This window comes from Streptomyces sp. WELS2 (assembly GCF_013870595.1).
Classification (GTDB): Bacteria; Actinomycetota; Actinomycetes; order Streptomycetales; family Streptomycetaceae; genus Streptomyces.
The window spans coordinates 1-21,037 of record NZ_JACBWZ010000034.1; the positions used below are offsets into that span (position 1 = coordinate 1).

Annotated in this window: 19 protein-coding genes and 1 tRNA gene; 7 read left to right on the forward strand and 13 right to left on the reverse strand. The window is 72.6% G+C overall.

All coding sequences use genetic code 11. The features are described from left to right. The 4 genes from H5J33_RS03995 to H5J33_RS04010 all read left to right on the forward strand — a co-directional run. The coding region (locus H5J33_RS03995; RefSeq protein WP_258564860.1) for a pyridoxamine 5'-phosphate oxidase family protein at positions 1-597 on the forward strand (597 nt) is incomplete at its 5' end. Positions 598-799: 202 nt separating this feature from the next. Continuing rightward, complete coding sequence (locus tag H5J33_RS04000; RefSeq protein WP_181793390.1) at positions 800-1,675, forward strand: universal stress protein; 876 nt, start codon at positions 800-802, stop codon at positions 1,673-1,675. Between the two features lie 42 nt (positions 1,676-1,717). Then, a complete protein-coding gene (locus H5J33_RS04005) occupies positions 1,718-4,123 on the forward strand; it encodes a glycoside hydrolase family 65 protein (RefSeq protein ID WP_181793391.1) in 2,406 nt (801 codons plus the stop codon). Positions 4,124-4,145: 22 nt separating this feature from the next. Then, positions 4,146-4,580 carry a universal stress protein gene (locus H5J33_RS04010; RefSeq protein ID WP_181793392.1) on the forward strand — a complete coding sequence of 145 codons (435 nt, stop codon included), beginning with the start codon at positions 4,146-4,148 and terminating at the stop codon, positions 4,578-4,580. 57 nt (positions 4,581-4,637) lie between these two features. On the opposite strand, the gene hypE is transcribed toward H5J33_RS04010, so the two are convergent. From hypE to H5J33_RS04075, 13 genes are all read right to left on the reverse strand, one after another. Beyond that, positions 4,638-5,678, reverse strand: a complete 1,041-nt coding sequence (gene hypE / locus H5J33_RS04015) for a hydrogenase expression/formation protein HypE (RefSeq protein ID WP_181793393.1) — start codon at positions 5,676-5,678, stop codon at positions 4,638-4,640. Beyond that, positions 5,675-6,796, reverse strand: a complete 1,122-nt coding sequence (gene hypD, locus H5J33_RS04020; RefSeq protein WP_181793394.1) for a hydrogenase formation protein HypD — start codon at positions 6,794-6,796, stop codon at positions 5,675-5,677. Before hypD ends, hypE begins: the two co-directional genes overlap by 4 nt. A gap of 33 nt (positions 6,797-6,829) precedes the next feature. Further along, the gene (locus H5J33_RS04025; RefSeq protein WP_181793395.1) at positions 6,830-8,209 is read right to left on the reverse strand and encodes a Ni/Fe hydrogenase subunit alpha; all 1,380 of its coding nucleotides are present in this window, start codon (positions 8,207-8,209) and stop codon (positions 6,830-6,832) included. Beyond that, complete coding sequence (locus H5J33_RS04030; protein WP_309485313.1) at positions 8,206-9,051, reverse strand: oxidoreductase; 846 nt, start codon at positions 9,049-9,051, stop codon at positions 8,206-8,208. Before H5J33_RS04030 ends, H5J33_RS04025 begins: the two co-directional genes overlap by 4 nt. Next, positions 9,052-9,861, reverse strand: coding sequence for an FAD/NAD(P)-binding protein (locus H5J33_RS04035; RefSeq protein ID WP_181793396.1), 810 nt, complete (start codon positions 9,859-9,861; stop codon positions 9,052-9,054). Continuing rightward, positions 9,858-10,313 carry a cyclic nucleotide-binding domain-containing protein gene (locus H5J33_RS04040; RefSeq protein ID WP_181793397.1) on the reverse strand — a complete coding sequence of 152 codons (456 nt, stop codon included), beginning with the start codon at positions 10,311-10,313 and terminating at the stop codon, positions 9,858-9,860. The genes H5J33_RS04035 and H5J33_RS04040 overlap by 4 nt, the downstream gene beginning before the upstream one ends. After that, on the reverse strand, positions 10,310-11,476 hold the full coding sequence (locus tag H5J33_RS04045; RefSeq protein ID WP_181793398.1) for a 4Fe-4S dicluster domain-containing protein: 1,167 nt from the start codon (positions 11,474-11,476) through the stop codon (positions 10,310-10,312). The genes H5J33_RS04040 and H5J33_RS04045 overlap by 4 nt, the downstream gene beginning before the upstream one ends. Further along, on the reverse strand, positions 11,473-11,727 hold the full coding sequence (locus H5J33_RS04050; RefSeq protein WP_181793399.1) for a HypC/HybG/HupF family hydrogenase formation chaperone: 255 nt from the start codon (positions 11,725-11,727) through the stop codon (positions 11,473-11,475). Before H5J33_RS04050 ends, H5J33_RS04045 begins: the two co-directional genes overlap by 4 nt. Then, entirely contained in the window at positions 11,700-14,084 is a 2,385-nt protein-coding gene (gene hypF, locus H5J33_RS04055) for a carbamoyltransferase HypF (RefSeq protein ID WP_181793400.1), read from the reverse strand. Before hypF ends, H5J33_RS04050 begins: the two co-directional genes overlap by 28 nt. Beyond that, entirely contained in the window at positions 14,081-14,587 is a 507-nt protein-coding gene (locus tag H5J33_RS04060) for a hydrogenase maturation protease (RefSeq protein WP_181793401.1), read from the reverse strand. Before H5J33_RS04060 ends, hypF begins: the two co-directional genes overlap by 4 nt. A 131-nt stretch (positions 14,588-14,718) precedes the next feature. Beyond that, a complete protein-coding gene (locus H5J33_RS04065; RefSeq protein ID WP_181793402.1) occupies positions 14,719-16,395 on the reverse strand; it encodes a multicopper oxidase family protein in 1,677 nt (558 codons plus the stop codon). A 996-nt stretch (positions 16,396-17,391) separates the two neighbouring features. Continuing rightward, a tRNA-Pro gene (locus tag H5J33_RS04070) sits at positions 17,392-17,465 on the reverse strand. Positions 17,466-17,510: 45 nt separating this feature from the next. Beyond that, entirely contained in the window at positions 17,511-18,941 is a 1,431-nt protein-coding gene (locus H5J33_RS04075) for an MFS transporter (RefSeq protein WP_181793403.1), read from the reverse strand. A gap of 341 nt (positions 18,942-19,282) precedes the next feature. Here H5J33_RS04075 and H5J33_RS04080 point away from each other — a divergent pair, with 341 nt between their 5' ends. From H5J33_RS04080 to H5J33_RS04090, 3 genes are all read left to right on the forward strand, one after another. Further along, positions 19,283-19,861, forward strand: a complete 579-nt coding sequence (locus H5J33_RS04080; RefSeq protein WP_181793404.1) for a TetR/AcrR family transcriptional regulator — start codon at positions 19,283-19,285, stop codon at positions 19,859-19,861. A 91-nt stretch (positions 19,862-19,952) separates the two neighbouring features. Continuing rightward, positions 19,953-20,297 (forward strand): cupin domain-containing protein, encoded by a 345-nt coding sequence (locus tag H5J33_RS04085; RefSeq protein ID WP_181793405.1) that lies wholly within the window; start codon positions 19,953-19,955, stop codon positions 20,295-20,297. A gap of 105 nt (positions 20,298-20,402) precedes the next feature. Beyond that, a partial coding sequence (locus H5J33_RS04090; RefSeq protein ID WP_181793406.1) for a Gfo/Idh/MocA family protein occupies positions 20,403-21,037 on the forward strand: 635 nt, incomplete at its 3' end.

Consider the following 21,037-nt stretch of genomic DNA (forward strand, 5'->3'; position numbering starts at 1 on the left):
GGGCTCAGTCGGGTCGAGACGGCCCGGCGTGCCCGGATGTCCCCCGATCACCTCGCGTATCTCGAGGAAGGGCCCGGCGACCCGACCCTCGCGACTCTCGTCAGACTGGCCGACGCGTTCGGCACCACGGTCGCCGCACTGCGGGGCGGGGGCGTGCAGCGTCCGCCCGGGCAGGGCCACGCGCTGCTGCACCCCGAGCTGCGGGACCTCGGGCGGGAGGAGTGCCGCACCCTGCTCTCCACGCACGGCGTGGGCCGCGTCGCGGTGTCCGGGCCCGACGGCCTCCCCGTGGTCGTCCCCGTCAACTACGAGGTCGTCGAGGACGCCATCGTCTTCCGGACCGCGCCCGAATCCGTCCTCGCCGGGGCGGCGGAGACGGAGGTCGCCTTCGAAGTCGATCACGTGGACGAAGCCCTGAGCCAGGGCTGGAGCGTCCTCGCCGTCGGCCCCGCGAGCGTGGTGACGGATCCGGAGGTCGTACGCGAACTCGGCCGGAAGGCGCACACCACACCGTGGGCCGGCGGGGAACGCGACATGTGGGTGTCGGTCCGGCCCACACGTCTCACGGGCCGCCGGATCACTCCGGCCGGCGAGTAGGCCCGCGTCACGCGCCGCGCCCTCCGTCACCGCGCGGCCCCAAGCGGCCCCGTACAAGGCCCTTCGCACCATCGCGACCGGGACCACCGCACACCGGCCGCAGATCGCCGGACCGGAAAGGGCCGCGTGTCGCGGCACCGGGCGGGCGGTGCGACCGTAGTCAGGAGAGCCCCGCAGCCGGACGACGAAAGCGGTGACCGCGATGAACCTCCCCTTGGTCGTGGGCGTCGACGGATCCGACTCCAGCCTGACGGCCGTCGACTGGGCGGTGGACGAGTCGGCACGGCACGGGCTGTCCCTTCGTCTGCTCCACGCCTCCCTCTGGGAGAACTACGAGGGGACACGTCCCTCCTTCGGCACCGGCCGGCATGCCGAGAAGGTCATGGCCGATCACATCGTGGCCTCCTGCGTGGAGCGGGCCCGGCGGCGGAATCCCGAGCTGCGGGTCTCGGGGGAGGCCGTGGCCGAGGATGCCGTGTCCGCGTTGCTGCGCGCGGGACCGGAGGCGTTCGCTCTGGTCACGGGCTCACGCGGGCGCGGCCAGGTCGCGGGGATGCTGCTGGGGTCCGTCAGCCTGACCGTGGCCGCTCGCGCCGTCTGCCCGGTCGTCGTGGTCCGGGGCGAGGAGCCCGGCCGACGGGAAACCGCGGGCCGGATCGTGGTGGGCGTCGGTGACGCGCCCGACGGTGCGGGGGCCGTGCGGTTCGCCGTCCGGGAGGCCGAGGTGCGGGGCTGTGCCCTGACCGCCGTACGCGCCTGGCGGAGCCCGTCCCAGGAACCCGTGGACCACATGCTGATCGCCGACGACGCAGCCCGGTCACGGGAGCAGCGGGCCGCCGCCGACCTCGAGGACGCGCTGCGCGAGGCGGTACGGGAGCACCCCGGGGTCGACATCGACCTCCGGCCTGTCGAAGGCCCCGCCCACCGGGTTCTCCTCGACGCCTCGGCCGGGGCCGGCCTGATCGTCGTGGGCGCGCAACGCCGCCACGGTCGCTTCGGCCTGCAACTCGGCAGGGCCGCCCACACCCTCCTCCACCATGCGCCGTGCCCCGTCGCCGTCGTCCCCCAGCGGGTGTGAGCCCCGGGCCGCAGCCGTCCGCAGGAGAGGCGGGGGTGGCTGATGTCGCACTGGACATGGGAGTGGAGGGGTCACATCCCCGCCGCCGAGCAACTGCGTGAATCCCTCTGCACCCTCGGCAACGGCTACTTCGCGACGCGCGGCACGCTCCCGGAGTACCGCGGCGGCCTGGTGCACTACCCGGGAACCTACGCGGCCGGGTGCTACAACCGGCTGGAGTCGACCGTGTCCGGACGGCGGGTGGTCAACGAGGACCTGGTGAACCTGCCGAACTGGCTGCTCCTCCGGTTCCGCCTGCGGAGCGCCGGTGATGTGTGGGGCCCGTGGGTCTCCCCGCACTCGTATGCCGTCCTCGATCACGGGCACGTGCTCGATCTGCGCCGTGGCACGCTCACCCGCACCTCCCGCTATCGGCTCGACGGGACGGCGGTGCTCGGCGTGGAGCAGATCCGCCTGGTGCACATGGGAGACGCGCACCTGGCCGCGCTGCGCACGGTCGTCACGACCGACGGCTGGTCGGGCGAGATCGAGATCGAAAGCTCGATCGACGGCGGGGTGTCCAACGGCAATGTGCACCGGTACCGCGCTCTCGACCGCCACCATCTGGCACATGTGCGGACCGGTGCCCGGGAGCCGCACACGGTCTGGCTGAGCTGCCGGACCAGCACATCGGACATCTCCGTCGCCCTGGCCGCCCGGACGACGGCCGGCAGCACCGGCGCGCCTGCGGTCTCGTCGGTGCTCTCCCCGGCCGGCCACCAGGCCGTTCACCGGCTGGTGGCGACCATCGCTCCGGGACGGCCCGTGACCGTCGACAAGACCGTGGCGCTCCACACCTCCCGGGACACGGCGATCGGCGACCCCGTGAGCGAGGCCGTCGACCGGGTGTCGACGGCACCCGGCTTCCCCGCCCTGCTGGACTCGCACGTGGCCGCCTGGAAAGCGCTGTGGCGGCGAGCGGACATCCGGGTCCCCGGCGAAGCCGGCCGCATACTCCGCTTCCACCTCTTCCACGTCCTGCAGACGCTGTCACCGCACACGGCGGATCTCGACGTGGGCGTTCCCGCCCGCGGACTGCACGGCGAGGCGTACCGGGGCCACGTCTTCTGGGACGAGCTGTTCGTCCTGCCCTACCTCAACCTCCACCTGCCGGAAGTCTCCCGGTCCCTGCTGGACTACCGCCACCGGCGCCTCCCCCGGGCGTGCAGGGCGGCGGCGGCCGCGGGCCGGGCCGGGGCCATGTACCCGTGGCAGAGCGGCAGCGACGGCCGCGAGGAGTCCCAGGAGTGGCACCTCAACCCGGCCTCGGGACGCTGGCTGCCGGACCACTCCCGCCTGCAGCACCACGTGGGTTCGGCGATCGCCTACAACGTGTGGCAGTACTGCGCGGCCACCGGCGACACGGAATACCTCCACACGAAGGGGGCGGAGATGCTGCTGCAGATCGCCCGCTTCTGGGCGGCCCTGGCCGTCTTCGACCCCGCCACCGGCCGCTACCGGATCCGCGGCGTCGTCGGTCCCGACGAGTACCACGACGGCTACCCCGGTTCGCCCCGGCCCGGACTGGACGACAACGCCTACACCAACGTCACCGCGGCCTGGGTCCTCACCCGCGGTCTGGACCTCCTGCGGCGGCTTCCCTCGTGGCGCAGGGAGGAACTGCTGGACCGGCTCGGGCTGGGCGCCGGCGAGCTGACGAGGTGGGAGGAGGTGTCCCGGGGCTTGCGCGTGCCGTTCCACCAGGGCGTCATCAGCCAGTTCGAGGGCTACGACGGCCTCGCCGAACTGGACTGGGACGCCTACCGCGCCCGCTACACCACCATCCGCCGGCTGGACCGCATCCTGGAGGCCGAGGGCGACACGGTGAACCGCTACAAGGCGTCCAAACAGGCCGACGTCCTCATGCTGGGCTACCTGTTCTCACCCACCGAGCTGCGCCGCCTGTTCCGACGCCTCGGCTACGACCTGGACGACGACGTGTGGAACCGGACGGTCGACTACTACCTCCGGCGCACCAGCCACGGCTCCACACTCAGCGAACTCGTCCACGGCTTCGTCCTCGCCCGGGCCCGGCGGGCCGACGCGTGGCAGTACGTTCACGAGGCCCTGAAGGCGGACATCGCCGATATCCAGGGCGGGACGACCGGTGAGGGCATCCATCTGGGCGCCATGGCCGGGACACTGGACCTGGTGCAGCGTGGCCTGACCGGGCTGGAGGTCCGCGAGGACGGCCTCCGCCTCGACCCGGTACCGATGCCCGCGCTCTCCGAATACGGCTTCACGGTGCACTATCGCGGCCACTGGGGCGTCGGCGTACTCAGCCGGAGCGGACAGCTCGGCATCAGCGTGCCCGACTCCGACGAGTCGCCGATCCGCGTGGTGCTGGCCGACCGCGCCGTGACCATGGCGCCCGGTGAGACCTGCACCCTCGCGCTGCCCGACGGTTGAACTGTGTGGAGAGGTGAGACGCATGGGTACGGAAACTGCCCGGCCTCGTGTCGTGGTGGGCGCCGACGGTTCGCCGGACTCGCACGCGGCGCTGCGGTGGGCCGTGCGGTACGCCGCACTGATCGACGGAACCGTGGACGTGGTGGTGGCCTGGGACATGCCCGGCGCGTACGGCTGGGCGGCCCTGGCCGTGGACGCGGATTTCGACGAGGCCGTCGCCCGGCAACTGCTGCGGAAGGAGCTGCGCGAGGTGCTGGGGGCGGAGCGGGCCGACTCGGTCAGGGCGCTCGTGGTCCGTGGCAACACCGTGGAGGTGCTGCTCACGGCCGCCGAGGGGGCGGAGGCGCTGGTCGTCGGCAGCAGGGGGCGGGGCGGGTTCGCCCGCGCTCTGCTGGGGTCCGTGAGCCAGCACGTCGCTCACCATGCGAAGTGCCCCGTCGTCATCGTGCGCCCCTGATCGTTGCGGAGGACGGTGCCGGCGGCCCTCACGGACGCCCCGCGGGCAGCCGGCCGGTCAGCAGATACGGGGCAGTTGTTCGCCCAGTGGCATGTCGACGAGGCGCTGGGCGCCGATGAGGGTGCGCAGGACGACGCGGCCCGCGGGACCGTCGGTGACGTCGCCGATGCGGGTCGCGTACCGCCCCTCGGGAAGGGCACGCATCAGGCCGAGTGCCTCGTCGGCGGAGTCGGGGGCGACGAAGGCGACCATGCAGCCCTCGTTGGCCACGGTGAGGGGATCCAGGCCCAGCAGGTCGCAGGCGCCGGCGACGGGACCGGGGACGGGCAGGGCGGTTTCGTCGATGCTGACGTGGACCCGGGAGTCGCGAGCGATTTCGTTGAGGGAGGCGGCCAGGCCGCCCCGGGTGGGATCGCGCAGGGTGTGGACGTGGGCGCCCAGCGGGGCGAGGGCGCCGACCAGGCGGTGCAGGGGCCGGGTGTCGGAGGTGATGTCGGAGGCGAAGCCCAGGTTGTCGCGGACGCTGAGGACGGCGGTGCCGTGGGCGCCGATCGGTCCGCTGAGCAGGACGGCGTCGCCGGGCCCGGCGCGGCCGGCGGAAGGGTTCAGGCCGGGCAGGCGGCGGCCGATGCCCGTGGTGGTGATGTAGAGCCCGTCGGCCTGGCCACGGCCGACGACCTTCGTGTCCCCCGCCACCACCGGTACCCCCGCTTCGGCGGCCGCCTTGCCCAGGGAGGCGAGAACGGCGTCCAGCCGGGCGAAGTCCAGCCCTTCCTCGATGATCAGGGCCACCGTGAGGGCGAGCGGCCGGGCTCCGCGCATCGCCAGGTCGTTGACGGTGCCGTTGACGGCGAGGGTGCCGATGTCGCCGCCGGGGAAGAACAGCGGGCTGACGACGAAGGCGTCGGTCGTCATCACCAGGCTGTCGTCGCCCGGCAGCGGGGCGGCGTCCTCCAGTGGGCCACCGGTGGCCGCCGCGGCCGGGGAGAGGGCCGGGAGGACGTGCGCCTCCAGGAGTTCGGCCGACAGCCGTCCGCCGGCACCGTGGCCGAGGAGGACGCGGCCGTCCCCCGTCGAGGGCAGGGGGCAGGTCGTCATGCGGGGCTCCCGAAGGACGTGTCGGTGCCGGCGGAGGTGCGGCCCGCGGCGTGGAAGGCGGCGCAGGTTCCCTCGGAGGAGACCATGGGGGCCCCGAGCGGGGTGCGGGGCGTGCAGGCCGTTCCGTACGCGGTGCAGTCGGTGGGCAGTCTGGCGCCGGTGAGGATGGCGCCCGAGATGCAGGCGGGCTCTTCGGCGGAGCGGAGGGAACCGACGTCGTAGCGGCGGGCGGCGTCGAAACGGGCGAACTCCTCGGCGAGGGCGAGACCGCTTCCGGGCAGCGGGCCCAGGCCGCGCCACACCTGGTCGCAGACGCGGAAGACGCGGGCGACGGCGGTCCGGGCACCGGTGTTGCCCTCGCGGCGCACGGCTCGGGCGTACTGGTTCTCGACCTCGGCGCGCCCCTCTTCGAGCTGGCGCACGGCCATGTGGATGCCCTCCAGCAGGTCCAGGGGCTCGAAGCCGGTGACGACGATGGGCACGCCGTGGCGCGCGGCGATCGGTTCGTAGGCGGTCCAGCCCATCACCGCGCAGACGTGGCCCGCGGCGAGGAACGCCTGGACCTCGCAGTCGGGGGACTCGAGGAGTGTCGTCATCGCGGGCGGGACCATGACGTGGCTGACGAGGACACTGAAGTTGGTCAGGCCCAAGCGGTCGGCGTGGAGGACGGCCATGGCGTTGGCCGGTGCGGTGGTCTCGAAGCCGACGGCGAGGAAGACGACCTCGCGGCCCGGTTCGGCACGGGCGATCTCGACGGCGTCCATCGGGGAGTACACGACCCGTACGTCCGCGCCGCGGGCCCGCGCCGACAGCAGGTCGGTGGTGGATCCCGGTACGCGCAGCATGTCGCCGAAGCTGGTGAAGATCACGTCGGGGCGGGCGGCGATGGCCATCGCCCGGTCGAGGGTCTCCAGCGGTGTGACGCACACCGGGCAGCCGGGCCCGTGGATCATCCGGATGCCGGCGGGAAGCAGCTCGTCGATGCCCTGGCGGACCAGGGTGTGGGTCTGGCCCCCGCAGACCTCCATGATCCGCCAGGGGCGGGTGGCGATGGCCCTGGTCTCTTCCAACAGGTGCCGGGCGAGTACGGGGTCCCGGTACTCGTCGAGATAGCGCACCGGCGGGTTCCTTTCACGAACGGAGCGGCGGTCTCACAGGTGTTCGACCGTGAGGTCGAGGAAGTGGGCGGAGCAGGAGATGCACGGGTCGTGGTTGCGGATGGCGCGTTCGCACAGCAGGCGCAACTCGTCGTCGTCGAGGTCGTCCGCCCCCGGCCGGCTGTCGATGTGGGCCTGTACGACGGAACGGAGGTGGTCCTCGATCGCGTCCTGGTTCTGGGCGGTGGGCGGGACGAGGGAGGCATCGGTGAGGGTGCCGTCGGCGGTGAGCCCGTAGCGGTGGTAGAGCAGGCCGCGCGGGGCCTCGGTGGCGCCTCGGCCGGTCCCGGCACGGGGTGCCACGGGTACGGCCGGAGCGTGGGGCGGCTCGTAGGCGTCGATCAGGCGCAGCGCCTCGTCCAGGGCGTAGACGACCTCGACGGCGCGCACCAGGATGCTGCGGAAGGGGTTGCGGCAGACGACGCCGGCGCGCGGATCGCCCAGTCCGGCGGCGTGCGCGGCCTGGAGGGCGAGGGGGGACAGCAGGCGCCCGCTGATGGCGTACCGGGCCAGGCAGCCGGTCAGGTGCGGACGGCCGTCGAGGGAGGAGTACAGGGCGGTGGAGTGCGGAAGCTGGCGTTCGACGACGTGCTGTTCGAAGTCGTGGAGGGGGAAGGTCCGGGTGGGCAGGGCCTGGGTGCTGTCCGGGGTGAGGCCGGCGGAGGCGGGGGCGGGCATGACCGTCGGTGTGCCGCCCTCGATGGCGTAGCGGCCGGGCTCGGCCAGCGCCAGCAGCTGCGCGTCGCAGCCGGCGTCGGGGAAGTCGAAACCGGCCGACCACTCCACGGTGCGCAGGGCGTCTTCCCGTGCCCGGCGCAGGCGCTCGGCCAGCGGCGCGAGTTCCGCGCGGGTGGGGGTGCGGTGGAAACCGCCGAGCCGGACGTTGATCGGATGGATCGCCCGCCCGCCGAGCAGCTCGACGATGGCGTTGCCCGCCTGTTTGATCCGCAGGCCGCGCTCGACGTCGGCGCGGTGGCGGCGGGCCATGGTGATGGCGTCGGGGTAGCCGAGGAAGTCGGGGGCGTGCAGGAGGTGGATGTGCAGCGTCTGGCTCTCGATCCACTCCCCGCAGTACAGCAGTCGCCGCAGGGCGGCGAGCGGGCCGGTGACCGTCACCCCGCAGGCGTCCTCCACGGCCTTGCACGCGCTCATCTGGTAGGCCACCGGGCAGATGCCGCACACCCGGGAGGTGATGTCCGGCGGTTCGGTGTGGGCCCGCCCGCGCAGGAACGCCTCGAAGAAGCGCGGTGGTTCGTAGATCCGCAGTCGGGCGACGGTGACGCGGCCCTCGTCCACCCGGAGGTGGAGCGCGCCCTCGCCCTCCACGCGGGAGAGCCCGCCGACGTGGACCACCCTGGAGCCCCGGTGCGTCACCGCTCCTCCTCAGGCCGCTCGACGGTGTCCCGGCCGGGGTGCTCCAGCGCGGTGGAGGCTTCGGCGAATTCGGGTGCGGCGGCGTTGAAGGTGCGCAGCACCCGCACCACATCGGTGTCCGTCATGCCGTCCCGGCGCAACAGCGGGACGAAGGCGGGGAGGTTGGTGGAGGCGGAGGGTCCGAAGCAGCCGTAGCAGCCGCGCCCGTAGGACGGGCACAGGGCGCCGCACCCGTCGTGGGTGACCGGCCCCAGGCACGGTACGCCCTTGGCGACGGGCAGGCAGACGGTGCCGCGGCGCTTGCACGGGAAGCACACGGAGTGGTCGGGGATGTCGGGGCGGCGGCCGGTCAGGAAGGCCGTGATGACCTCCAGCAGCTGCCCGCGGTCGATGGGGCAGCCGCGCAGCTCGAAGTCGACCGGCACGTTGAGGGCGATGGCGGTGGACTCGTCGAGGGTGTCGATGTACTCGGGGCTGGCGTAGACGACCGCACGGTACTCGGCGACGTCGGCGAAGTTCCGCAGTGCCTGGATCCCCCCGGCGGTCGCGCACGCGCCGATGGTGACCAGGTGACGGGAGACGGCCCGGATGTGCTGGATGCGCGCGGCGTCCCGCGGGGTCGTGATGGAGCCGTCGACCAGGGAGAGGTCGTACGGTCCCGGTCCGGCGGTGCTGGTGGCTTCCAGGAAGTAGGAGACCTCCAGCTGCCCGGCGAGCGGCAGCAGCTCGTCCTCGCAGTCCAGGAGGGTCAGCTGGCAGCCGTCGCAGGAGGCGAACTTCCATACGGCCAGGGTCGGTCGGCGGCCGGCCGGGAGGCGGGGGTCGCGGTCGTCGGTGGTCACTCACAGCTCCCGGACGGACAGGAGGGGTTCGGCCTGGTCCCAGGTGGTGACGGGACCGTCCCGGCACAGCAGCAGCGGGCCGAGCTGGCACTGGCCGCAGTGCCCGGTGCCGCAGCGCATGGTGCGTTCCAGGGAGAGGAACACGCGCGTGGCGGGAACGCCGCGGTGGGCGAGGTCACGGGCGGTGGCACGCATCATCACCTCGGGGCCGCACAGATAGGCGGTGGTGCGCGGGGGGTGGAAGGGCACCCGGTCCAGCAGCGTGGTGACGACGCCCACCTCGCCGCTCCAGTGTTCGTCGGGGCGGTCCACGGTGACGGCGACCCGGGCCCGCTCGTTCCAAGAGCCGTACTGGTGGCGGTAGAGCAGGTCGGCGGGGGTTCGCGCGCCGATCAGGAGGGTGATGCCGGTGTGGTGGCGGGGCTCGGCGAGTGCCGCCTGGAGCAGTGGGCGCAGCGGTGCCAGTCCGAGGCCGCCCGCGATCAGCAGCAGGTCCCGGCCGTGGGCCGCCGTCAGGTCCCAGGGGGTGCCGTACGGGCCGCGCACCCCCACCTGCTGTCCGGGCCGCAGGTCGTGCAGCGCCCGGCTGACGGGTCCGACGGCACGCACGGTGTGGGTCAGTCCGGCCCCGGAGGAAGGCGCGCCGGCCAGGGAGAGGGGGACCTCGCCGCGGGGGAAGGCGTAGACCATGGCGAACTGGCCGGGGCGGAAGGGGGGCAGTGCCGCCTCGCGAGGTCTCAGGCCGAGGGTCGCGGTGTCCGGTGTCTCCTGATCGCGGCGCACCACCTCGTAGATCCGGGGAAGGCTCACCGCACGCCTCCGTGGGGTGGCCCGTAGAGGTCGAGGAGGCGGATCCGGGTGGCCCGCAGACGCTGGCCCACCACCGCGGCGACCGCGCGCGCCACGGCGTATCCGAAGCCGGTGTCCCGCTCGCAGGCGGCGCGCACGGTGGACGCGTCGAACTCCTCGGCGTCCACGGGGGCGAGGGCGCGGGCGCCCAGGTGCCAGCGGTAGGGTTCGAAGAGCCAGGACCAGCCGAGCAAGTCGCCCTGCCCGAGCGTTTCGATGACGGGCGCGGGACGCCCCGGAACCTGGATGTCGAGGGCCACCGAGCCCCGGGACAGGATCCAGAACCGGTCCGCGATCTGCCCTTCGTCGAAGAGCCGGTGCCCGGGCGGGAAGGACACCGGGCGAGCCAGGGTGTGCAGTGTTTCCCGCTGACTCGGCGTCAGGCCCGCCGCGAAGCCGGCCGTGGCCGTCACGGGTTCCCCCTCCGCTCGGGTGTGTCCGCCTCGTCCTGTGCGCCCGCCGCTCGCTCGGCCTGCAAGGCGTGCGCCTCCTCGGTGATGTCGATGGCGACCGGGCACCACACGATGCACCGGCCGCAGCCCACACAGCCGGACATGCCGAACTGGTCGTGCCAGGTGCCGATCTTGTGGGTGAGCCACTGCCGGTAGCGGCTGCGCCCGGTCTGCCGGACGGATCCGCCGTGCATGTGGGTGAAGTCCAGGTCGTAGCACACGTCCCAGCGCCGCCAGCGCTCGGCGTGGTCGCCGGTGAGGTCGGTGACGTTCTCGGTGGTGGTGCAGTAGCAGGTCGGGCAGACCATGGTGCAGTTTCCGCAGGTCAGGCATCGGGCGGCTACGTCGTTCCAGCGCTCGGCCTCGCGCGAGTCGCGCATCAGGTCCCGCAGGTCCACTTCGGGCATGGTGCGTCCCATGCGCCCGGCGGCCCGGTCGACCGCCTGCCGGGCCGAGTCGGCCGTGGCCGCGTCGGCGGGCAGGCGGGGCAGCTCGGCGAGCACCTCGGCTCCGGCCTCGCTGCCGGCCCGTGCCCAGAAGCGGTGCCCGCGCTCGTCGTCCACCTCCGTCAGCACCAGGTCGTAGGAGCCGTGCGCGGCCGGTCCGGTGCCCATGGAGACGCAGAAACAGGTGGCCCCCGGTTCGACGCACTCGACCACGACCAGGAACGCCCCGGCACGGCGCCCCCGGTAGACGTCGTCGGTGTGCGGACCACCCAGCAGAACCCGGTCCTGGGTGGCGATGGCGGCCAGATCGCAGGGGCGCACGCCCAGGAACGCGTACGACGGCGGCCGGTCGGGCTCCTGCGTCACGGTCACCGTGCCGTCCGGACCGCGGTCGGCGCTCCACTGCCGGACCCGCTGCGGATGCAGGTAGTACTTCCACGACTGCGGGCCGGCGCTGTGGGAGAAGGCCATCCGGTCGGCGCGGCGCCGGAGCCGGTAGGTGCCGGCCTCCAGCTCGACGCCCCACCCGTAGGGCAGCTCGCGGGCGGACGTCAGCTCGGCCAGCACGATGGCGTCGTCGCGCACCGTGGGGCCCACGACGACGCGCCCGCGCCGGATGAGGGCGGACACCAGTGCTTCCAGCCCCGCGGTACCGATGACCGCCGTGTCACCCGTCATGGCAGCGGCTCCCCCAGCTCGTCCTCCACGCCGCCCATCGCCCGCAGCACCGCGAGGGTGCGCTGCGCCTCGGCCTCGTCGACCCGGGTGATGGCGAAGCCGACGTGGACGATCACGTAGTCCCCGATGTCCGCTTCGGGGGTGTACTCCAGGCAGGCGGCCCGGCGCACGCCGCCGAAGTCGACGGTCGCCATCCGCACGCCGGCCTCGTCGCGGGCGTCGATCACGCGTCCTGGGATGCCCAGACACACGGCGTCTCCCCCTTCCTCTCGCGTTCCTCCGCGAGCCGGGCGGCTGCCACCGCCGCCTGGCCGAAGCTGATACCGCCGTCGTTGACGGGCACCGCGCTGCCCACGCGTACCTCCAGTCCCGCTCCGCGCAGCCGCCCGCCGATCCCGCTCAGCAGGCGCAGGTTCTGGAAGCAGCCGCCGGACAAGCACACGACGGGCGGGGCGCCGTCCGCCACGGCGCGTTCCACCAGTGCGGCGGTCGCCGCGGCGACGGCGGAGTGGAATCCCGCGGCCAGGCGCCGGACCGGCTCGCCGTCGGCCCGTCCCCGCAGCAGTGCGGTCAGGGTGGGCAACGGGTCGTACACCCACAGCGCGTCATGGGCGTCCCCGGCGCGGACCAGCCGCCACGGCAGCGGCTCCTCCGCCACGTCACCGGCTGCGGACTCGAGGGCGACGGCTGCCTGGCCCTCGTAGCCGGCGCGGTGGCACAGTCCCAGGATGCTCGCCGCCGCGTCGAACAGCCGCCCGCAGCTGGAGGCGCGGGGACAGTTCACCTCGCGGTCCACCATGGCCCGCAGGGCGCGGACCTCGCCGGCCGGCCGGCCGGCCGTGAACGTGTCCGCCAGTTGCCGGGAGGGCGGCGGGGAGCCCAGGTCCTCCGCGCCGAACAGATAGCCCAGCGCCATGCGGAAGGGCGCGCGCACGGCCGCTTCCCCGCCCGGCAGGGGCGCGGTCCCGAACCGTCCGACGCGGCGGTATCCCGTCAGGTCGGCGACGAGCACCTCACCGCCCCACAGCGTGCCGTCGTCGCCCAGCCCCAGACCGTCGAGGGCGACGCCGGTGAACGGACCGGCCAGCCCGTGCTCGGCCGCGCAGGCCGCCACATGGGCGTGGTGGTGCTGGACGGCGATGCGCCGCTCGGCCGGCCAGCGGGAGACGGCCCACCGGGTGGAGACGTATCCGGGATGCAGATCGTGGGCGACCACCCGCGGATCGATCCCGGCGAGCCGTGACAGGCCGCGGTAGGCCGCCTCGAAGGCGTCCGAAGTTCTCGGGTCCGCCAGGTCTCCGGTGTGCGGACCGATCACCGCGCGGTCGCCGGCCACCAGGGTGAAGGTGTGTTTCAGCTGCGCTCCCACCGCGAGGGCCGGGACCGGGCCGGCCACGGGCAGCCGCATCGGCGTGGGGGCGTAGCCGCGGGCGCGGCGGATGGTGAGGACCTGACGGCCCAGGGTCGTCACCACCGAGTCGTCACAGCGGGCGTGGATGACGCGGTCGTGCGTCAGGAAACCGTCCGCGACACCGGCGAGGCGCGCTCGGGCCTCGGCGTCGTCGACGGCCAGGGGCTCGTCGGCCAGGTTCCCGCTGGTGCACACCACCGGCCGGTCCACGTCGCGCGCCAGCAGATGGTGCAGCGGGCTGGCCGGCAGGAGGAGCCCGACGCGCGGGGTGCCGGGGTGGACTCCCGCCGCGAGGGGTGCGGACGGGCGCGCCGGAAGCAGCACGATGGGGCAGGCGGGCGAGTTCAGCAGCTCGCCTTCGACCGGCCCGAGGTCCGCCAGCCGCCGGGCCGTGTCCAGGTCCGGCACCATCACGGCGAAGGGCTTGTCGGGGCGACGCTTGCGGCGCCGCAGCGCGGTCACGGCGGCCGCGTCGGTGGCGTCGCACACCAGCTGGTAACCGCCCACCCCTTTGACCGCCACCACACCTCCCCCGCGCACCGCGTCCGCGGCGGCGCTCATGGCCGCCTCGCCCCCGCACGCTGCCTCCGGTGTCCACCACGAGGTCCGGGGGCCGCAGCGGGGGCAGGCCAGCGGCTCGGCGTGGAACCGCCGGTCCGCCGGGTCCGCGTACTCCCGCGCGCAGGCCGTGCAGAGGGTGAAGGCCCCCATCGTGGTGCGCGCACGGTCGTACGGGAGGCCGGTGATGACGGTGGCCCGTGGACCGCACGCGGTGCAGTTGACGAAGGGGTAGCGGTAGCGGCGATCGTCCGGGCTGAACAGTTCCCGCAGGCAGTCGGCGCAGGGCGCCGCGTCCGCCGGGACTTGGCGCACCGGCCCGGTGGCCGCCCCCGCCGTGCTCTCGAGTACGACGAAACCCGAGCCGGGGGCGATGCCGTGGTGGTCGCCGGTCTCCAGCCGGCCCACGGTGACGGTGCCGACGACGGCCAGGGGCGGCGCCTCGTCCCGGCAACGGGCCAGGAACCGCTCCAGCACGTCGCGCGGTCCGGCCGCCGCCGCGACCACGTGACCGTCCACGTTGCGTACCCAGCCGTCCAGGCCCAGCGCGTTGGCCGTGCGGTGGACGAACGGCCGGAAGCCCACGCCCTGGACGGTCCCGGAGATCTCGATGCGCCAGGTCTGCCTGACTCCGCTCATGCCGACAGGTCCCTCAGTGCCGCGCGGTGGCGGAGGATCTCTCGCCGTACGCGGTCGGCCACCGACGCGACAGCGTCCCGGACCGGCACGGAGAGACCGCGGCCCACCGAGGCGTCCTCGCCCTCGATCGCGAAGACGACCAGCCGCTCCGGCAGCCATCCGAGCACGCGAGCCAGTTCCACGGCCTCGCCCAGTCCCATGCCGTGCGAACTGGCCGCGGACGACGCAGCCAGTTCACCTCGTGTGACCTCCAGCCGGTGCACCCGGCCGGGGCACCCGGGGTGGGCGTGCGCGGCGTCGACGACGATGCCGAGCGACGCGCCCCGCCAGGTCCCGATCAGCCGCCCGGGGTCACCGTCGGAGAGGGCGAGGTCGACGCCGGTCAGAGCGGGCGCCGGGGGTCCCGGCTCGGCGAGGCGGTTCACCACCGCCCACCCCACCCCGTCGTCACGGCGGAACTCATTGCCCACGCCGATGACCACGATCCGCCCTGCGCCGTCCATGCCGGCCAGTCTCTCCGAGCACGTCGCCCACCGCGGCACCGACGCGCTTCGCTGACACCCGTTCGGACCGGGTGAGGGTGTGCTGCCCGTAACCACCCGGCCCTTCCGGGCTCTGCCGGTGTGCCCGGGAACTACGGCCGGCGTACCAATTGGTCGAGCCTTTCCGGTGTCAGTACGCGGGGCAGCCGGAGTTGCGGCGTCGAGCCGACCGCCAGGGGACGCATCATCTCGACTGCGCCGCCTGTCGAGGCGCCGTCCTCGTGGGAGAGCATGTGGCAGTGCCATACCGTGATCCCGGGAATGGTGTATGTGCCGGCCCAGGCCGTGATGTAGTCCGGAGGAGAGACGAAAGTGTCCTTGGGCCCGGATTCATAAGCCTTCGCGGCCTCGAAGGGACCGACGGTACCGGGGACGGGTCTGCCCTTGGCGTCCCACCGCCCGACGTGCCATCGGCCGACCAGCCTCAGCTCCACGAGGTGTTCGTGGAAGGGGTGCGCGTCCGGGGTGTGGTTGCGCATCGCCCAGACCTCCGTGGAACCGAGTTGCGGTGTCTCGGTGGGCGGGTCGGTGTAGTTGAGCAGCTGTTCCCTGTCCCCGATCTGCGGGACGCCGGGGGTTTGCTCCCCTGCCTGGACCGTGCGGAGCCTCGCCTTGGCCAGTTCCTTCGTCAGCGACTCGTCGTTGTTGGTTTCCCGGATCGTCTCGGGCACCCGTGACCGGTCGGGAGTCGTCGGTTTCCGGTCCACGTCGAACCGCATCAGCTGGGGAATCGGTGGCGCCGTGTTCGGACCCGGGTAAGGGGCGGGAGCGTCGTTGGCCAGCACCCATTTCTGCCCTTTGTGGCCGGTGAAGTCGACGACGACCTCGTAACGTTCTCCGGGCGAGATCAGCAGGTCACCGACCGGGGCCGGATGCCGCAGATATCCCTGGTCGCTGCCCACCACGGTCATGCGCGGTGCGGCTGACCTCGACCCGCCGGTCTGCCGGAGTGTCAAGTGGTAGAAACGGGAGTCCGAGCCGTTCACGAACGTGAGGGTGTACCGTCGCGGCTGCACGGACTGCTTGGGAGCGATGGTCCCGTTGATCACCGGGAGGTCACCGAAGAATTCGGGGGCGGCGTGCGTGTAGCACAGCGAGTGATCGGCGTTGAACGACTTGTCCTGGACCACATAGGCCTTGGCGAAGTCGCCGCGGGGAAGACCGAAAGCCGGCTCCAGTTCGTCCGTGTTGGGAGCCAGCCCCGCCAAGCCCTCGTACACGTGGTACGAGGAGTGGGCGTCGGCGTGGTCGTGGTACCACAAGGGCGCCGCCGCCTGCTTGTTCGGGTAGTACTGCGTCTGCGACCCGCCCGGCGGCACTTCCACACCGTACGGCTCGGGGACACCGTCGTCCTCCACGGCCTGCAGGCCGCCATGCCGGTGCGTGGTGATGGTGTTGTCGTTGTCGGGCTGGTCGAACGGGAAGACGGGTGTGCCCGATGCGGGGAGTTTGTTGACGAACCGCACCTTGATGGGACGGTCCTTGCGGGTGACGATGGTCGGCCCCAGATAGTCGACGGTCACATGGCCGGTGCTGTAGCCCAGTGTCCGGGTCGGCCCCCATCGGCTGCTGAACTTGTGACTGTGATGAACGGCCGCCGTGAGTGTGTAGTGGTCCTTTCCGTCCGGCGCGGCGACTGGAGGCTGCCGCACTTCGTCGATGAAGGGTGTCACCGAGGGCGAGGGACCGCAGGGACCGTTGGCGGCGGCCAGCGCCGACGTCGCGAACGGCCCCGTCGCCAGCACGGGTCCGGCACCGATTACGGCCAAGCCGGTGAGACTCGCCAGCATGCGTCTCGGTACCGGGTGCCTGACATGCCGTCGACGCCGACTCCGGAATGTCGTACTGAGCAAGCGGTCCTCCTGTGGGGATTCTCGAGGCGAATCGACGAGCACGCCCGGCTGTCAGTACGAGTTCATGGTGCAAGCCTGGTGGAACACACTGACGCAAGAAGGCATGACGGGAGAGGTATACCTCGTCACAAGTTGCCCGCCGAGTACATTGCCCATCGGATCACCCGGATGCGGTAATTCATTAATGGAAACGCCGAAGCTCCGAATTGACATGCCGATCAGTCACAGACAGGCCGCACTTTTCGGCGGAACCAACGATCGCAACGCACTCCACATGCCGGGCGACACGGCCCGTGATCGCCGGTTAGCCGAACCGGCTCACCCGGAAACGATTATCCGGCCAACGCCCGATTCGAAGCACAAGCACAAGCACAAGCACAAGCACAAATGATGGCGATCGGCGTCAGCTCCCAATAGCAACAAGCGCGAACACCGAATCCCCTCATAAAAAGAAAACCGCAGCACAACCCGCGCCTCCCCGCCGCCACTCCCCTCTGGGACACCTACGGTCGATCACCAACGATGCCGCCGACCGGACCGTGCGGAACTGGATCGCCGACGAGCACACCCGTTCAACGGTCAAGAACACCGTCACCGGGTCAAGGGAGCACTGGTCCCCAACCGGTCCCCAAGAACCCGTTGCGAACGCACCCGGCACCGGCCGCGCCGAGGACGGCAACTGCTTCTCTGCCGAGAAGCCGTCTCAGTACCTGACCGGCATCACCCGCGCCGGGGTGCGCGAACGCGCCGGGCTCCGACTCTCACCGCCGACATCGAGTTCGATCGGGCACCCAACGAGGTGATCGAGAGCGTCATGGACGAGATCCGGCAAGGGAGCACTGGTCCCCAAGAACGGCCGAGGGCCGGTTTCGGATGTCTCCGAAACCGGCCCTCACCTGCGACTGTCTCCAGTCGGGACGACAGGATTTGAACCTGCGACCCCTTGACCCCCAGTCAAGTGCGCTACCAAGCTGCGCCACGTCCCGCCGCGGTCCCACGCGGGGTGTCCCGCGTGATCACGCAGGTCAACACTACCGCACTTGGGCGGGTGCCCGTGTCACCCCCGGGGCGGTGGGCACCTCGGCCGGGGGGCCTTGGCGGCGGGCCGGGACCAGGAGGGCGGCGGCGGCCGCGGCCAGGCAGAGCAGGGCGAGCAGGGCCCAGCCGTGGGTGTAGCCGGAGGCGTACGGCAGGCCCGAGGGCTGGAGCCGGCCGGTGACCAGGACGCTGGTGAGCGCGGCGCCGATGGAGCCGCCGATGGTGCGTATGTTGGCGTTCATCCCGGTCGCGGCGCCGGTCTGGGCCGTCGGCACGCTGCCCACGATGAGGTTGGCCATCGAGGCGAAGGCCAGTCCGATGCCGAGGCCGAACAGGGCCGCGACGACGCCGATCTGCCACCGGGCGTCATGCCAGAGGGTGAGGAAGCCGCAGGCCAGCGCGCCGAGCGCGGCGCCCGTGGTGAGCAGCGCCTTCGCGCCGACGCGCGGTTCCAGCCGGCCCGACAGCACGCCGGAGAGGAACATCGCGACCAGCATCGGCAGCATGAGCAGCCCGGACTCGGTGACGCTGGCGCCGAAGCCGTAGCCGGCCGCGGACGGGGTCTGGACGAAGCCCGGCAGGAAGGACCAGATGGAGTACATGCCGGCGCCGAACAGCAGGGCGGCGGTGTTGGTCGTCCACACCGCGGGCAAGCGCAGCACCCGCAGGTCGATCAGCGGGGTGCGCGAGCGGGCCTCGGTCACCAGCCATACCGCGAACAGCGCGACGGCGGCGGTGAACAGGCCGAGCACCCTCGCCGAGCCCCAGCCCCACTGCCCGGCCTGGCTCAGCGGCAGCAGCAGCGCCACCAGCCAGCCGGAGAGCAGCACGGCACCGGTCCAGCCGACCTTGCCCGCGGTCCGTTCGGGTGACTCGGGGATGTAGCGCAGGGCGATCAGGACGGTCGCGGCGACGATCGCCACCGGGATCCAGAACAGCCAGCGGTAGTCGAGCGCGGACACGATCGGTCCGGCGGCCACCATGCCGACGCCGCCGCCGGCCGCGATCACGGCGGAGAGGTTGCTGATGCTGCCGCCGACCTCGGCCGGGGCGAACTCCTCCCGGATGATGCCGAAGGAGAGCGGGAACAGGGCGCCGCCGACGCCCTGGACGACCCGGGCGACGATCAGCACGCCGATGTTCGGGGCCAGCGCGGCGACCAGGCAGCCCGCGAGGACGGCCAGCAGGACGGCGACGAGGGTCCGTTTGCGGCCGGCGAGGTCGCCGACCCGGCCGAGGATCGGGGTGAAGACCGAGGCGGACAGCAGATAGGCCGTCATCACCCAGGTCGCGGTGGACGGGGAGGCGTGCAGGGCGTGCTGGACGGTCGGCAGGGCCGGTGCGATCAGCGACTGGAGCATGGCGAAGACGCCGGCTCCGGCCGCGAGGACCGCGAAGGTGACACGGGTGGAGGCGCGGGGCATGGAGAAGCCTCTCCGGAATCAGGGATACGGATCGGGGAGATGGGTCGGGGAGATGGGTCGGGGAGATGGGTCGGGGGGATGGATCAGGGAAATGGGGCAGGGAGACGGGTCGGGGAGAAACGGGTCGGAGACGCGGATCCGGCAGGCGGAGGGTCGGGTACCTGGGGCGCGTGGTGCGGGGGGCACGGTCGTACGTACCGGCCGCCCCCGGTCGCGGGGGCGGCGGCGCGGGCCGCGTCCGGCCACGGCGGAGCCACCCCGCACTGGTAAAGTGGAGGTACCCCTCCACTCTAGCGGAGGCCAACCTCCGCTTCAATTCCGTTTCCTCCCGGGAGGCAGCAGTGACGGCCACGCCGTTCCCCGTCAGCGAGATCGTCGCGGCCCGCCGGCCGCACCGTAAGGACGCTGCCCGCAATTACGACGCCCTGCTCGACGCCGCCCGCGAGGCGTTCGCCGAGCACGGGGCCGACGCCTCCCTGGAGGACATCGCCCGCCGCGCCGGTGTCGGCATCGGCACCCTGTACCGGAACTTCCCCACCCGCCGCGACCTGTTCGAGACGGTCTACGCCGACGAGGTCTCCGCCCTGTGCGGGGCCGCCGTGGAGCTGGCGGACCGGGAACCGTGGGAGGCGCTGACGGGGTGGCTGGACCGGTTCGCCGGATACATGGTCACCAAGCGGGCGGTGCGCGAGGCACTGAACGGCGAGTCGGACATCTTCCAGACCTGCCGCGAGTCCATGTACGCGGCCGGCGGCCCGCTGCTGGAGCGCGCGCAGCGCGCCGGCGCCGCCAGGACGGACATGGACTTCGGGGACCTGCTGCGGCTGGTCGCCGGGATCACGGCGACGAGCTTCGAGGACGACGCGCAGCGCGACCGGGTGCTGGCCATCGCGCTGGACGGAGTGCGCACCGGCCGCTGAGCGGGGGGCGACGAAGTGTCCCGTGGCCGGGCCCGATGCCCCACATCCTGTCCACGGCACCGCGGCGCGCCCGCCGACTAGGGTCGCCCGCATGACGCACAGCTTCGCGCTCCGCATCCCCGACGCCGACCTCGAACCCGAGCCCCTGGACCCGGGGCAGATCGTCTCCGGGCACCCGGAGGTGACCGGGAAGGTGGTCTGGGAGTCGCCGGACGGACGGCAGGTCCGGGGGATCTGGCAGATCACCCCGGGCGTGGTCACGGACACGGAGGCCGACGAGCTGTTCGTGGTGATCAGCGGCTCGGCCACGATCGAGGTCGAGGACGGTCCGACCTTGCGGGTGGGGCCCGGCGACATGGCGGTGCTGCGGGCGGGCGACCGTACGCGGTGGACGGTGCACGAGACGCTGCGCAAGGCGTACGCCATCAACCTGTGAGGCCTCCCCGCGAGGGTTGACACGCCTCCATGTCCGGACAAAGGTGGCCGGGAGCCGGGACGGACCGGTCCGGGCGCCGGTCCCACGCTTCTGGGAGAGGCTGTCATGGTGGATGCGCTGGGTGTCGCCGTCATCGGATTCGGCTGGATGGGCCGGGTGCACACCCGGGCGTACGCGCGGCTCCCGCACCACTATCCGGATCTCCCGCTGCGGCCCCGGCTGGTCACGGTCGCCGAGGAGGTGCCGGGGCGGGCCGAGGAGGCCGCCGAGCGGTTCGGGTTCGCCTCCGCGACCCGCGACTGGCGCGAGGTGGCCGCCGACCCGCGCGTCCAGGCCGTCAGCGTCACCGCGCCGAACTTCCTGCACCGGGAGATCGGCGTGACGCTGGCCGAGGCCGGCAAGCACCTGTGGATCGAGAAGCCGGTGGGCCTGACCGCCGACGACGCCCGCGCGGTCGCCGACGCGGTCGCGCGGGCCGGTGTACAGGGCACGGTCGGCTTCAACTACCGCAACGCGCCCGCCGTGGAGGCCGCCCGCGAGCTGATCGCCTCCGGTGGGATCGGCACGGTCACGCATGTGCGCGTCCGCCTGTTCAGCGACTACGCGGCGGACCCGGACACCGCTTTGACCTGGCGCTACGAGCGGCGGCGCGGGGGCAGCGGGGTGCTCGGCGACCTGGCCTCGCACGGCGTGGACCTGGCCCGCTTCCTGTGCGGAGAGATCGCCTCCCTCGTCGCGGA